At 56.9% G+C, this 13,914-nt stretch carries 12 protein-coding genes; 8 read left to right on the forward strand and 4 right to left on the reverse strand.

Annotation, left to right across the window (positions count from 1 at the left end):
• Position 1: 1 nt before the first annotated feature.
• A complete protein-coding gene (locus tag AAF739_02510) occupies positions 2-880 on the reverse strand; it encodes a prephenate dehydratase (protein MEM6381521.1) in 879 nt (292 codons plus the stop codon).
• A 24-nt stretch (positions 881-904) separates the two neighbouring features.
• Positions 905-1,633, reverse strand: a complete 729-nt coding sequence (locus AAF739_02515) for a 3-deoxy-manno-octulosonate cytidylyltransferase (protein ID MEM6381522.1) — start codon at positions 1,631-1,633, stop codon at positions 905-907.
• A gap of 198 nt (positions 1,634-1,831) precedes the next feature.
• On the opposite strand from AAF739_02515, the gene AAF739_02520 reads away from it, so the two are divergent.
• The 7 genes from AAF739_02520 (at position 1,832) to AAF739_02550 (ending at position 11,201) form a co-directional block, all read left to right on the forward strand.
• Positions 1,832-2,389, forward strand: a complete 558-nt coding sequence (locus tag AAF739_02520; protein ID MEM6381523.1) for a cytochrome c family protein — start codon at positions 1,832-1,834, stop codon at positions 2,387-2,389.
• A gap of 176 nt (positions 2,390-2,565) precedes the next feature.
• Complete coding sequence (locus AAF739_02525) at positions 2,566-4,638, forward strand: extracellular solute-binding protein (GenBank protein MEM6381524.1); 2,073 nt, start codon at positions 2,566-2,568, stop codon at positions 4,636-4,638.
• Positions 4,635-6,497, forward strand: coding sequence for an extracellular solute-binding protein (locus AAF739_02530; protein MEM6381525.1), 1,863 nt, complete (start codon positions 4,635-4,637; stop codon positions 6,495-6,497). The genes AAF739_02525 and AAF739_02530 overlap by 4 nt, the downstream gene beginning before the upstream one ends.
• 48 nt (positions 6,498-6,545) lie before the next feature.
• Entirely contained in the window at positions 6,546-7,661 is a 1,116-nt protein-coding gene (locus AAF739_02535) for a microcin C ABC transporter permease YejB (protein MEM6381526.1), read from the forward strand.
• A gap of 4 nt (positions 7,662-7,665) precedes the next feature.
• Complete coding sequence (locus AAF739_02540) at positions 7,666-8,838, forward strand: ABC transporter permease (protein MEM6381527.1); 1,173 nt, start codon at positions 7,666-7,668, stop codon at positions 8,836-8,838.
• An 11-nt stretch (positions 8,839-8,849) separates the two neighbouring features.
• On the forward strand, positions 8,850-10,466 hold the full coding sequence (locus AAF739_02545; protein ID MEM6381528.1) for an ABC transporter ATP-binding protein: 1,617 nt from the start codon (positions 8,850-8,852) through the stop codon (positions 10,464-10,466).
• A 255-nt stretch (positions 10,467-10,721) separates the two neighbouring features.
• On the forward strand, positions 10,722-11,201 hold the full coding sequence (locus AAF739_02550; protein ID MEM6381529.1) for a HigA family addiction module antitoxin: 480 nt from the start codon (positions 10,722-10,724) through the stop codon (positions 11,199-11,201).
• Between the two features lie 41 nt (positions 11,202-11,242).
• Here AAF739_02550 and def read toward each other — a convergent pair whose 3' ends face one another.
• Positions 11,243-11,767 carry a peptide deformylase gene (def, locus tag AAF739_02555; GenBank protein ID MEM6381530.1) on the reverse strand — a complete coding sequence of 175 codons (525 nt, stop codon included), beginning with the start codon at positions 11,765-11,767 and terminating at the stop codon, positions 11,243-11,245.
• A gap of 164 nt (positions 11,768-11,931) precedes the next feature.
• Here def and rmuC point away from each other — a divergent pair, with 164 nt between their 5' ends.
• The gene (gene rmuC, locus AAF739_02560) at positions 11,932-13,269 is read left to right on the forward strand and encodes a DNA recombination protein RmuC (GenBank protein ID MEM6381531.1); all 1,338 of its coding nucleotides are present in this window, start codon (positions 11,932-11,934) and stop codon (positions 13,267-13,269) included.
• Between the two features lie 9 nt (positions 13,270-13,278).
• Here the strand turns inward: rmuC and recR are convergent, their stop codons facing one another.
• On the reverse strand, positions 13,279-13,896 hold the full coding sequence (recR, locus tag AAF739_02565; GenBank protein MEM6381532.1) for a recombination mediator RecR: 618 nt from the start codon (positions 13,894-13,896) through the stop codon (positions 13,279-13,281).
• Between the last annotated feature and the right edge of the window lie 18 nt (positions 13,897-13,914).

Here is a 13,914-nt window from a genome sequence, read left to right on the forward strand (position 1 = left end):
GCTAGACCTCCGGCGAGGGGCGTAGAGCCCGGTTCTCTTCGGGCTCCAGAATAGACTGGCGATATGGGTGCGCTGGGAACGTTCCGATGATGCGCAACTCCGCCGAGAAGAAACGCAGTTCCTCCATCGCCAATGCAACATGGCGTTCGTCGGGGTGACCATCGATTTCTGCATAGAACTGAGAAGCGAAGAACTGCCCGCCCGTCTGATAACTTTCGAGCTTGGTCATGTTTACCGAGTTCGTGGCAAACCCAGATAAAGCCTTAAACAAAGCCGCCGATACGTTTCGCACCCGGAAGAGAAAGGCCGTCACGAAGGGACCCTGCTCAGTGGGCAGTTCAGCCGCGTCCTTCTCCAGAAAAATAAACCGCGTGGTATTGTGCTTCTCGTCCTCAATATCGGCGGCCAGAATATCCAATCCGTAAATGTCGGCGGCCAAATCAGAGGCGATGGCCGCTTTGCTCGGGTCGCCCAATTCTGCGATTTGGCGAGCCGCACCCGCTGTGTCGGCCCCAACGATAGCTTTCAGAGCGTTTTCCCGAAGGAATGTCCGGCATTGCCCAAGAGCCATGACATGACTTTGCGCGCTCTCAATCTGGTCGAGCGACGCACCGCCGACACCTAGTAGCTGGTGATGGATGGGCAAGAAATATTCGCCAGTGATGTGGAGCTGCGAGTGTGGCAGCAGATGATGGATGTCGGCGACGCGGCCTGCAACCGAGTTCTCGATCGGGATCATGCCCATCTCGGCATCGCCCTGGGCCACCATCTGAAAACAGTCTTCAAAGGTAGCGCATGCGACGGCCTCAGCGTCGGGATGGGTTTTCTTACAGGCTATATGCGAGTTGGCGCCCGGCTCGCCCTGAAAAACGATACGCATGACGGATAAGCTTTCTGGTAAGTTTTAGGCTAGCGCCCGCTCAGCCTTGAGGAGGTCTTCGGGAGTATCAACACCCAGTGGTACGCCGTCAACGATTGCTACGTCGATGCGCATACCTGCCTCAAGCGCACGCAACTGCTCAAGTCTTTCCCTAAGTTCAAGGGGCGATGGTGGAAGTTGAACAAAGCGTTCGAGGGCTGAACGCCGATAAACGTACAGACCAATATGATGGTAGAGCGGGCCATCGCCAGACGGCGCCGTGGCTCGCGTGAAGTACAAGGCCCGAAGTCTTCGCTCCGCAATCGGCGTCGCAACCGCCTTGACCACATTCGGATTGGTCTTTTCGTCTTCGCTGGTGATCTCGGTGGCAAGCGTCGCGATATCGACCATCGGGTCGTCGAGAATCCGCACCGCAGCCCTGATGAACGCAGGGTCCAGAGTTGGCAGGTCGCCCTGAACGTTGACCACAACGTCCACCTGATTGTTCGGATCGAGGGCGGTCAAAGCTTCAAAGATGCGATCTGAACCAGATGGATGCTCGGGGTCAGTCAAAGCTGCAATACCGCCATCGCTCCGAACCACGGCCGCAATATCTTCGCTCTCGGTCGCAACGACCGGTTCGCCCAAACCCGCTTCTCGTGCCCGATCAACAACGTGCAGGATCATTGGCCTGCCAGCGATTGAGGCAAGCGGCTTTCCAGGAAGGCGCACGGACGCCATGCGCGACGGTATCAGGGTGAGAACCTTGGTCATTGCTGGTTTTGGTTGCGCAGGGAAACAGCAAAGTAAAGGGATTTCCGTATCTGTTTCCGACGGCCAGAACCGGTTGGTCATAAGGTCGCAGATTACGGACGTTATCCCATTGATGTTGTTGCAACACGGTATGGAATGAGGTTATCACCCTCCACGTTTCGGGGCCGCGTCGGGGCGGCAAATCACGGGTAATTCTCAATGGATGGGTTTGAACTCAATAAAATAATGTTTGCGGTCCTTGGATCGCTTTTGGTGATCATGCTCGTCAGTTTCATTTCCGAACTGGCCTTCCACAGCAGTGAACCCGAGGTCGCCGGGTACTCGATTGACGTTCCCGAAGAGACTGAGGTTGCAGGCGCAGAACCTGAAGAGATGGTATCGGTGCTTGATCTGTTGGCGACCGCCGATGTAGGCGCCGGCGAGGCTGCGGTCCGTGCCTGTTCGTCATGCCATAGCTTTGAAGAAGGCGGCCCAGACGGCATCGGCCCCCATCTTTGGGGTGTCGTTAACAGGCCAAAGGGCGCGGTCGACGGGTTTGGCTATTCAAGCGCGATGGATGAGGTTGCAGCGGCTGGCGAAGCCTGGGGTTTTGAAGAGCTTGACGGATTCTTGGCCAACCCGCGCGGTTATCTTTCGGGAACGTCGATGGGTTTTGCTGGCGTGCGTGATGTCGAAGACCGTGCCGACATTCTAGCTTATTTGAACTCGCTGCAGGCGGAACCCATTGATCTAAGCACCGTTTCTGCCACGCAATAGATCCGCAAACGAGGTATGCAATAAGCATTTGCCGGGCTTAGCCCGGCATTTTTGCATGTAACAGGGGGCCTGATCTTTTTTGCGGCTCGCCCCCACGCCGTATCCGCGCCATATTTCTCCTCACGGGTTCATGAAACAGCTTGAACCCACGATGGTGTGATCCTGATGGAGCGTGGATGAGCATGCGAAAACCTCAGTGGTTTGCCCTTCAGGCAAGCCAGACCGAAGACGCCTCTCGGCGTCGGCTGGGCGCGCCGCAAATGTTCGCCGCATCCTTATGGATCCTTTGCGCTCTTACTTTTTCAGTGGCCGCGCAAGCTTTACCCGAACCGACACCACCGGTGGGCATGATGGCTGAGGATCCCGCAGTCGACGGCGTTGAATGGCGACATGCTGTTACGCTTGGGGAGGCACCCCCACGCTACGATGAGGGCTTTGCCCACTTCGAGTACGTTAATCCGGACGCGGCCAAGGGAGGGCGCGTGCGCTTGGCTGATATTGGCTCCTTCGACAGCCTGAATTTTGTTCCGCCTCGGGGCGAAACACCTCGGGGCCTCAACCTGATTTACGACACCTTGATGACGGATTCGCTCGACGAGTTGTCGACCCAGTACGGGCTTATCGCGGAGGCAATGCACTATCCAGAAGACTACTCTTCTGTGACTTTTCGGCTGAGGGGGGACGCGCGGTGGCACGATGGCGTCCCCGTCACCGCTGCTGACGTCGTATTCTCGTTCAACGCTCTCGTTGAACACAATCCAAGCCAGCGCGCTTACTACAGCCACGTCGAAGCGGTCGAAATTCCCCGGCGCGGGGAAGTGAAATTTTTGTTCGATGAGGTTGGTAACCGCGAGTTGCCCTACATTGTCGGGCAGTTGATTGTAATGCCGCAGCACTGGTGGGCAGGTACGGATGCAAGCGGAAACGCTCGAGATATTTCCCGTGGCACCCTCGAACCGCCATTGGGGTCTGGTCCGTACCGCATCGCCGATGTGATCGCTGGCCGAACAATTGAGTATGAGCGTGTTGCCGATTACTGGGCTGCCGATTTGAATGTGAATGTCGGACAGCACAATTTCGAGCGTATGGAATATGACTTCTACCGGGACGGAGACGTCGCATTTGAAGCGTTTAAGGCCGATGAGTTCGATTGGAGAACCGAAAACCGGGCGCGCAACTGGGCAACCGGGTACGACATTCCGGCGGTAGCTGAAGGTCGGATCATTTTAGAGGAGTTCGAGGAACCATTCCGGCGCCGAGGTCTGATGGTTGGGTTTGTGTTCAATACGCAGCGACCGGTGTTCGCAAACCGCAACGTGCGGCGCGGTTTCTCTTACATGCTGGATTTTCAGGAATTAAACCGGTCACTCTTTTTTGGCTCCTACACCCAGTATCAAAGTTACTTCACAGGCGTTGAAAGCCTGATGGCGACGGGGCTGCCTGAAGGGCAGGAGTTGGCCATACTGGAGACCGTTCGACAGGCGGGACACGACATCCCAGATGACGTGTTTACCACTCCCTACTCTCTCCCCGTCAACGATAGTCCGGAAACGCGCCGAGAGACGATTAGGCAGGCCCTTGAACTGTTCGAGGCGGGCGGCTGGGCCGTTCGAGAAGAGGTGGATGCCGAACAGGCAGGCGAGGGCCTTGTTCATTCTGCTTTGGTCGCGATCGGGCTGCGCTCGGACCCGACAAGACGCGTCATGCGTGATGAGGCAGGTGATCCGGTTCAGGTCGAGCTGCTCCTCAACGGTCCTACACAGGAGCCCGCCGCCAACCAACTTGCGCAATCGCTCGAACTGGTCGGTATCGAGCTTGTTGTTAGAACGGTCGATTCCTCGCAGTACACAAACCGCGTTCGGGCAAAGGATTACGATCTGATCTACACGGGATGGGCGCAGGCGACCTCACCTGGCAATGAGCAGGAGGACTATTGGGGTTCCGTTTCAGCGACAGTCGACGGTAGCCGCAACCATGCCGGGATTGAGAACCCCGCAATCGACGCGTTGATCGAAAACATCAAATTTGCCGAGAACCGAGAAACGCTCGAAGCAGCGACCCGCGCGATGGATCGGGTTCTCCTTTGGAACCACTATGTTGTTCCCGGATGGGGACAAGGGTTCGCGCGGGTTGCCCGTTGGGATCGCTTCAGCCATCCCCAGACTTTACCGACTTATGCAATAGGCTTCCCCACGATCTGGTGGTGGGACGCCGAAAAGGCAGCCCGAACAGGAGAGCCCGCAACATGAGTTTGAAGACTCCCAATCTCATTTCCCGAAGCGTAACACGCCGGACTGTTTTGAAGGGTGCAACCGGTCTTGCAGCCGCAGGGACCATGCCGATTCGAGCATTTGCGCAGGGCGCCAAAACGCGTTCACACGGCCTGTCGTCTTTTGGTGAACTCGGTCTGTCCGAGGACTTCACTCGGTTTCCGCATGTCAACCCGAGCGCACCGAAGGGCGGAACGCTCAGCACGCAGGCGCGGGCCTGGGGCTTCAACCAAAACCCCATAACCTTCAATACGCTGAACGGATTTGTCCTGCAGGGCGACGGTGCTCCAGGCGTTGGATTGACGTTTGATACGCTGATGAAGGGGTCTGGGGACGAGCCTGACGCGGTTTACGGGCTCCTCGCTGAGTGGGTTGAGTTCTCTGACGACGGTTTGGTGTACGACTACAAGGTCCGCAGCGAAGCGCGCTTCCACGATGGCTCTGCAATTACCGCGCGCGATATCGCTTGGTCCCTGATGACCCTTAAAGAACAGGGACATCCCGATATTGCCAACCTTCTCAGTGAACTTGAGATGGCCGAAGCGGTCGAAGCTGACCTTGTGCGGCTGACTTTTGCGCCCGGTCGGCCCCGTGATCTGCACCTTGCGGTCTCCGGTATACCTATCTTTTCACAAGCATGGTGGGAGGGGCGTGACTTTGGTGCGTCTACCCTGGAGCCCGTGCTCGGATCGGGTCCTTACCAGGTCGGAACGTTTGAGGTGGGACGTTTCATTCACTACGAGCGCGTTGACAACTACTGGGGTGCCGATCTGCCGGTGAATGTCGGGCAGAGTAATTTCGAGCGAATCCGCATCAACTTCTTTCGGGATAGAGACGTCGCCTTTGAGGCTTTCAAGGCTGGCGATATGAACATGCGGGAGGAATTTACTTCGCGTGTCTGGGCCACCGAATACACCTTCCCTCGCGTCGATTCTGGCGACGTTGTCCAAAACAATTTGCCAGATGGTCGCGCCGCGGGCGCTCAAGGTTTCTTTTTCAATACAAGGCGAGCGAAGTTCTCCGACCCTAAAGTCCGCGAGGCACTTGGGCTGCTTTTCGATTTTGAGTGGTCGAACGAGCGGCTGTTCTTCGGCCTGTACGAACGAACGCACTCAATGTTTGAAAATGCACCTTTTAAGGCTGAGGGCTTACCCAGCGCGGAGGAACTTGCTCTGCTGGAACCGTTCCGCAGTGAACTCCCCGATGCGGTTTTCGGCGAACCCTACATTCCGCCAGTCTCGGACGGCTCAGGCTCGGATCGGGCGCTCCAGCGACAGGCAAACACTATGCTCAATGAGGCTGGTTGGACCTTGCAGGACGGGCGCCGGGTGAATGCATCGGGCCAGCAGATGACCATCGAGTTTCTCCTGGTCGGTCCGACCTTTGAGCGGATCGTCAACCCGTACATTCAAAATCTCGAGAGACTTGGCATTGCGGGGACATCGAGGACGGTTGATGGCGCGCAGTACCAGGACCGCCTCAACGAGTTCGATTTCGACATCACCACGCGACGTTTCGCCTTCGGGCTGACACCGGGAGCCGGGCTGCGGTCAATATTCGGCTCACGGTTCGCCAACGAGCCAGGCTCTCGAAACCTCGCCGGTATCGCAGTTCCGGCACTCGACGCTCTGATTGAACAGGCCGCCCGCGCCAGCAGCCGGGACGAATTGAACGTTACCATGCGTGCCATCGACCGCGTGTTACGCGCTGGCCAGTATTGGGTACCCCAGTGGTTCAAGGCCAGCCACTGGATCGCCCACGATGCGAACATGCGCTATCCGCAGTCAAAACCGCGCTATGCTCTGCCTGTCGAATCACACTGGTGGATCGAGAGCTAAGTTTCCCTGTCCCAAGATTTCGACTGCACCTAAGGAGCACTGCCCGCTTTGCTTGCCTACGTTGTCCGACGCATCCTTTTGATGATCCCGACAATCATTGGGATCATGGCGCTTTCATTTGCGGTTGTGCAGTTTGCACCAGGAGGGCCGATCGAACGCGTCATCGCGCAACTCCAGGGCACCGATATCGACGCGACAGCGCGCTTCACGGGCGGCACAGGAGATTTCTCGGGCCAGGATCAGCAGGATTTCGCCGGCGGAGGTGAGGAAGCCGACAGCGGCGTCTATCGTGGTGCCCAGGGCCTCGATCCTGAGTTCATAGCCGAGCTTGAGCGCCAATTCGGCTTCGACAAGCCGCCGCTTGAACGCTTCTTGACGATGCTATGGAACTATGCGCGCTTCGACTTCGGAGAAAGCTACTTTCGCGACGTGGAAGTCATTGATCTGATCGTCGAAAAACTTCCAGTTTCCATATCACTGGGCCTTTGGATGACCTTGTTGTCCTACGGGATCTCAATCCCATTGGGGATCGCCAAAGCGGTGCGCGATGGTTCGCGCTTTGATATCTGGACAAGTGCCGTCGTCATTGTTGGCTACGCGATCCCCGGGTTTCTGTTTGCGATCTTGTTGATCGTCCTGTTCGCAGGCGGCTCGTTCTTCGACCTGTTCCCTTTGTCGGGGCTGACGTCGGAGAACTGGGACCAATTGAGTTGGTGGCAGAAAATCCTCGATTACTTCTGGCACTTGACGCTGCCGCTCATTGCGATGGCCGTTGGCGCATTTGCGACAACGACACTGCTGACAAAGAATTCGTTCCTCGATGAAATCCGCAAACAATATGTGACGACGGCGCGGGCCAAGGGGCTTGATGAACGCACCGTGCTTTACGGTCACGTCTTCCGCAATGCGATGCTGATCATCATCGCCGGCTTTCCGGGCGCCTTCATCTCCGCGTTTTTCACCGGATCGCTATTGATCGAGACGATTTTTTCGCTCGACGGGCTTGGACTTCTGGGCTTCGAAAGCGTCTTCGGGCGCGACTATCCGGTCGTATTCGGGACGCTTTACATCTTCTCCTTAATGGGGCTTGTCGTCGCGCTTCTGTCCGACCTTGTCTATATGTGGGTCGATCCGCGCATCGACTTTGAAGCGCGGAGCACCTGAGCGCATGGATGCCCGCAATCCCGATGCACCTGTCGTCATTGACGACCCCGCCCCCGCTAGCGAACCGATCGTAAGGCAAAGGCCACGTATTTCGCCGCTCAACCAACGGCGGTTGAACAATTTCAAAGCGAACGGTCGAGGCTACTGGTCGCTCTGGATCTTCCTTTTTCTCTTCATTTTGACGCTGTTCGCGGAGTTGATTGCAAACGAGCGACCGCTCTTGGTTTCCTATAAGGGGGAACTGCTGTTTCCCGTGCTCGTGGATTATCCGGAGGAAAAGTTCGGCGGGTTCCTGGCGGTCACGCGATATTATGATCCGTTCATCCGAGAGGAGATCGAAGCCAATGGATGGATGATCCATACGCCGATTCGCTACGATCACACCACGCGGTCGTATGCGTCCAACATGCCCTACCCCATTGCGCCCACATGGCTGCTTGACCGATCCGAAGCTTGCTCAAAGCTTGAAGACGGCGTTGATGACGCCTATTGCGGCTATGGCACCTACCATTGGCTGGGCACGGACGATCAAGGACGCGATGTTCTAGCCCGTCTGATTTACGGTTTCCGACTATCGGTTCTTTTCGGGCTCACGCTGACCCTTGTATCGTCCGTCATCGGCGTCTCAGCAGGTGCGATCCAGGGATATTTCGGCGGCTGGACCGACCTCCTGTTCCAACGCTTCATCGAAATCTGGACGTCTATTCCGTCGCTGTATCTTCTGCTGATCTTCTCGGCTTTCTTTGTGCCAGGGTTCTGGACGCTGCTTTTCATTCTTCTCCTGTTCAGTTGGGTTGCTTTGGTCGGGCTTGTACGTGCGGAATTCCTGCGCGGGCGCAACCTCGAATACGTCCGAGCAGCTCGAGCGCTTGGCCTGTCCGACTTGCGGATCATGTTTCGCCATATTTTGCCCAACGCCATGGTTGCGACGATCACGTTCCTACCGTTCATCCTGTCAGGCTCGATCACGACCCTGACCGCGCTTGATTTTCTTGGACTGGGGCTTCAGGGCGACGCGCCGTCGCTCGGCGAGCTCTTGGCGCAGGGTAAAACGAACCGTAATGCGCCTTGGCTTGGTTTGACCGGCTTCATGACCATTTCGATCATGCTGTCGCTGTTGATCTTCGTTGGCGAAGCGGTGCGCGACGCCTTTGATCCAAGAAAAGTCGAGGGGTGAACGGTCGAGCGATGAGCCAGCCTATTTTATCCGTTCGCGATCTTGGTGTCGCCTTCAAATCGGCTGGGGAAACCAATCAGGTTGTACACGGCGTGGACTTCGACGTGCATGCCGGTGAAACGGTCGCGCTCGTCGGGGAATCGGGCTCGGGCAAGTCGGTTTCTGCGTTGTCAGTTTTGCAATTGCTCCCCTATCCGGCAGCCTCGCACCCGACGGGCTCGATACAATTTGACGGCGCTGAACTGTTAGGTGCCGACGATAAGACGCTGCGTGGTGTCCGCGGAAACGCGATCTCGATGATATTTCAGGAGCCGATGTCGTCACTGAACCCGCTACACAGCGTTGAACGGCAAGTCAGTGAAGTCCTGAAGGTTCACCAAGGAATGCGGGATGAGGCAGCCCGAGTTCGCACCTTGGAACTGCTTGATCGTGTAGGTATTCGCGATGCAGAGCGTCGTTTGAAAGCCTATCCGCACGAGTTATCAGGCGGGCAACGCCAGCGTGTGATGATCGCGATGGCCCTCGCCAACAAGCCAAAGCTGCTGATTGCCGATGAACCGACGACGGCTTTGGACGTAACGGTGCAGGCGCAAATTCTTCGCCTGCTGGTTGAGCTGCAAGCCGAAATCGGCATGGCCATGCTTTTCATCACCCATGACTTGGGCATCGTTCGGCGCCTCGCCAAGCGCGTCAATGTCATGCAGGGCGGCAAGGTAGTTGAGCGGGGTGCGGTCTCCGATGTGTTCCACGACCCACAGCATCCCTACACCAAAATGCTGATATCGACCGAACCTTCCGGTGCCCCAAAGACAAATCCTGATCCGTCAGAGATCGCGCTTAAAGCGGACAACCTCAAGGTCTGGTTTCCGATCAAGACTGGACTGTTCAAGCGAACAACTGGGCACATCAAGGCGGTTGATGGGATCGATGTCGTGATCCGCCAAGGCGAAACCTTGGGTATCGTTGGCGAGTCTGGTTCGGGCAAGACCACGCTTGGGCTCGCACTGTTACGCCTGACCGATTCCCAAGGCGCTATCCGCTTCCGCGGAACCGACATCACAGACTTCAAACGTAAGCAGATGATGCCGCTTCGCTCAGAGTTGCAAGTCGTCTTTCAGGACCCTTACGGCTCTCTTTCGCCCCGAATGTCGGTCTCGGACATCATTGAAGAGGGTCTGCTTATCCACCATCCGACCATGACGGACAGCGAACGCGACGCAGCTGTGGTCCATGCACTCGAAGAGGTCGGGCTCGACCCCGATACACGCTTTCGCTACCCGCATGAATTTTCCGGCGGACAACGTCAGCGTATTTCAATTGCGCGCGCGTTGGTTTTAAAGCCGCGGGTTATCTTGCTTGATGAGCCGACTTCAGCACTTGATATGAGCGTTCAGGCACAAGTTGTTGATCTGCTGCGGGATATCCAACAGAAGCATAATCTGGCGTATCTGTTTATCTCGCATGACTTGAAAGTTGTGCAGGCGCTCTCACACACGATCCTCGTTATGAAAGATGGCAAAGTCGTCGAGGCTGGAGACAGACGGGCGATCTTCGAGAAACCGAAACAAGAGTATACCCGCCAGCTGATCGCTGCCGCTTTCGATGAGGCGATGCTCGCCGCACAATGACCGGAACACTCCGCCGAGCGGCAGGCAACAGCGTGTCATGATCTCTGTTAAAGGAGCATGTCTTAGATGCCTCGCCAGACCGGTCTTCTTATGGTGCTGTTGCACACGAAGCTTCGCCTTCACAAAGCCATCGTTGGGCAGGATCAATCCCTGAAAGGCGATCGTTTTGACTAGTAACTCGGCTTAACCTTACCGACTAACTAACGCCTTCCATTCTCTTTGCCCTGTACCGCTCGGGAGAATAGGCTTGGCGGCATGAAAAAAAGCGATGCGATTCACCCTGGAATTCTGCTGCTTGAGGAGTTTCTCAAGCCTCTGAATATCTCCCAGAACCGGCTTGCACGGGATATCGACGTGCCCGTCAGCCGTATAGCGGCTCTCGTCGCGGGTGAACGCGCCGTCACTGCAGACACTGCGATGCGGCTGGCGGAATATTTCGACACGAAACCAGAGCTTTGGATGAACCTGCAGGCAGCTTACGAGTTGCAGACGCTTCGAGATGGCGACTGGGAGAGTATCCAAGCACGCATTCGGGCCTATGATCCAACGCCGACGCGGCGCGGAAGGCCGCCATCCGCCAAAGTGAAGTCCGCTCGTAACGGCGGGTCCGCGAGATCTGCATCTGTTGACGATCAAAGCACAGAAGGTGACGCTCGTGCGGAGGCCGAGGCGGACCTTGCCAGCTCGCTGCCCCGCGCGGTCTTGCCCGCCACCTTGCGATCAGGCTCGAAGTAAGGCCGCCAAACAGTCTAGCCCTGAAGGTCACGGGGGCAGATTTAGCTCGCTAGCTTTTCCCTCAATCGGGCCTGTTTTTTGAATTTGCTGACCACCCGCGAGCGCTTAAATGCGGAGAGGTAATCGATGAACAGCTTTCCATCGAGGTGATCCACCTCATGTTGGATGCACGTCGACAATAAACCGGCAACATCCCGTTCGTGCGAATTCCCTTCGAGATCCATGTACCGAACCTTTGCGTTCGGTGGGCGGCTGATCTCCTCGTAATAATCCGGGATGGAAAGGCAGCCTTCCTCATAAGGGATTGGTTCGCCCGATAGCTCGAGAATTTCGGGGTTGATCAGCGTTAGCGGCTCAGCGTCTTCCTCACGCGGAGAACAATCGGTCACAACGATACGCAGTGGCACACCGACCTGTATAGCCGCCAACCCGATGCCGGGCGCCTCATACATCGTTTCATACATATCATCGACCAGTCTCCTGATCTCATCGGTGATTTCGGTCACCGGTTTGGAAATCTCATAGAGACGCTTGTCGGGCAGAATAAGAATGTCTCGAAGTGCCATGGAGAGGAATTAATCAGCGCTGGTTGACCGGTCAAGCATAGCAGCGAAAGCCAATCCCCGGTGGCAGCGTCCCGGAGGGTTTGCGGCTGACAAAAGCCGATGCAATCTAGCAAGAGTGATTCGCAAGCAGCCATCGCTGCGCACTCTCAAAGGCGGGCCTTCGATTGCAGATTGAGTTTGACGCTGTTCTGTTCGTTCTTGGTGGCCTGCCAATCACGCTGGCGAGCGTGGGTTGGTTTGCCTTGTCTCTCGTCATTTTGCTTGCGCTGGTCCTGTTCGCCACGATTGTGACACTACGAGCAAAGGCTCGCAGGATCGAGCATCAGGCCGAGGCCGAAAAGGCGGTTTTGAACGAACAGATCAAGGTGATGTCCGCTGCGCAAACGGAACTCACCGGTCGCGTTCAATCCATGTCCGAAATGCTTGGTCACCGGCAGGCGGAGCTGACCCGGGTCATGTCTGAGCGCATGGAGCGGCTGGGTCATCGTCTTGGTCAGTCCCTGGCGCAACAGAGCCACAACACCCACGAAACGCTCACGACACTGCACGAGCGGTTGGCCGCAATCGATACGGCGCAAAAGAACATCACCGAGCTGAGCCAGGGTGTCATCGAGCTGCAGACGGTTCTTAAGGACAAACAGACCCGCGGTGCCTATGGGCAAGGTCGGATGGAAGCCATCGTCCAAGATGCCCTGCCGCGGGGGGCGTACGCCTTCCAGCACACCCTGTCGAATGGGACACGGCCGGACTGTGTGGTTTTTCTACCGAACGGCGCGCCAAGTCTGGTCGTCGATGCGAAGTTCCCTCTGGAGGGTTGGACGGCGATGCGGCAGGCGACCGACGAAGCCGCTATTGCGCAGGCAGCAAAAGCGTTTCGCGGCGACATTGCCAATCATGTGGGAGACATTGTCTCCAAATACTTCATTCCGGGGGAAACGCACGAGACCGCGTTCATGTTTGTACCGTCGGAATCGATCTTTGCCGATTTGCATGAGCGCTTCGAAGATGTCGTCCAGAAAGCTGCGCGTCAGCGCGTTGTTATCGTGTCTCCCTCATTACTGACGCTCTCCATTCAGGTCGTGCAGGCGGTCCTGCGGGATGCGCGCCTGCGTGAACAAGCGCATCTTATTCAGGATGAGGTCGGCAAGCTCGTCGATGACATCGTACGGCTTGATGAGCGCGTCTCAAAACTGTCGACCCACTTTGGTCAGGCTCAGCGCGATATCGAGCAAATCCAGACCTCAACCGGTAAGATCGTGAAACGCGGCGATCGGATCGGCAACCTTGATGTTCAGCCAGAGAAAGCGGCGCAGCCAGTTTCAGAGGCTCCCAAAAAGGCTGTGCCAACGGGCAAACCGGTTCGCGTTATTGCGTCCGATACCAAGCCAGCGGTACGCGCCGTCCAGGATACACTGGCAAACCGTTTTGAAGACGATCGGGATAGCGATCCGTCTATCGCGCCGAAACTGCCCCTATCGAAGCGCCGCAGTTCAGCATCCTGATTTTAGGTTTTACTCCTGGGCCTGAAGCGGTGAACGGGCACGCATCGCGGCCGCCAGTGTACCCTCGTCAAGGTAGTCGAGCTCTCCCCCAACAGGAACCCCATGTGCAAGCCGGGTCACGGTGACACCGCACGGTGCCAAACGATCGGTGAGATAGAACGCTGTCGTCTGGCCCTCTACAGTCGCATTGATGGCAAGCACCACTTCTCTGACTGACGACTGACTGGCACGGTCTATCAACTTATCGATCGACAATTGCTCCGGCCCGACGCCATCAAGAGGCGAGAGCACGCCTCCAAGCACGTGATAAACCCCCTTCAGCGCGTTGGCACGCTCGAGTGCCCACAAGTCTGAGACATCCTCAACCACAACCAGTTGCGCGGCTTCGCGCTTGGGATCCGTGCAAATGCTGCAGGGACTGGTTGTGTCAATATTGCCGCAGTTTTCGCACTCTACAACGCGGTCATACGCCGTCACCATGGCTTCAGCCAGCGGCCCCAACAGCTGATCTTTGCGCTTGATGAGGTGGAGCGCCGCCCGTCTCGCGGAGCGTGGACCTAACCCCGGCAGCTTTGCCAGAAGTTGGATCAAGCGCTCGATCTCTGGGCCGACCGTGTGGTCTGTCATCGCGTTGTCCGAAGGCGT

The organism is Pseudomonadota bacterium (assembly GCA_039024915.1).
Lineage (GTDB): Bacteria > Pseudomonadota > Alphaproteobacteria > Rhizobiales > MH13 > MH13.

Coding starts and splice junctions, on each gene's coding strand:
- AAF739_02550 (MEM6381529.1), top strand. CDS start 10,722: ATGAAAAAAAGCGATGCGATTCACCCTGGAATTCTGCTGCTTGAGGAG.
- AAF739_02520 (MEM6381523.1), top strand. CDS start 1,832: ATGGATGGGTTTGAACTCAATAAAATAATGTTTGCGGTCCTTGGATCG.
- AAF739_02525 (MEM6381524.1), top strand. CDS start 2,566: ATGAGCATGCGAAAACCTCAGTGGTTTGCCCTTCAGGCAAGCCAGACC.
- AAF739_02540 (MEM6381527.1), top strand. CDS start 7,666: ATGGATGCCCGCAATCCCGATGCACCTGTCGTCATTGACGACCCCGCC.
- AAF739_02515 (MEM6381522.1), bottom strand. CDS start 1,633: ATGACCAAGGTTCTCACCCTGATACCGTCGCGCATGGCGTCCGTGCGC.
- AAF739_02510 (MEM6381521.1), bottom strand. CDS start 880: ATGCGTATCGTTTTTCAGGGCGAGCCGGGCGCCAACTCGCATATAGCC.
- recR (MEM6381532.1), bottom strand. CDS start 13,896: ATGACAGACCACACGGTCGGCCCAGAGATCGAGCGCTTGATCCAACTT.
- def (MEM6381530.1), bottom strand. CDS start 11,767: ATGGCACTTCGAGACATTCTTATTCTGCCCGACAAGCGTCTCTATGAG.
- AAF739_02530 (MEM6381525.1), top strand. CDS start 4,635: ATGAGTTTGAAGACTCCCAATCTCATTTCCCGAAGCGTAACACGCCGG.
- AAF739_02545 (MEM6381528.1), top strand. CDS start 8,850: ATGAGCCAGCCTATTTTATCCGTTCGCGATCTTGGTGTCGCCTTCAAA.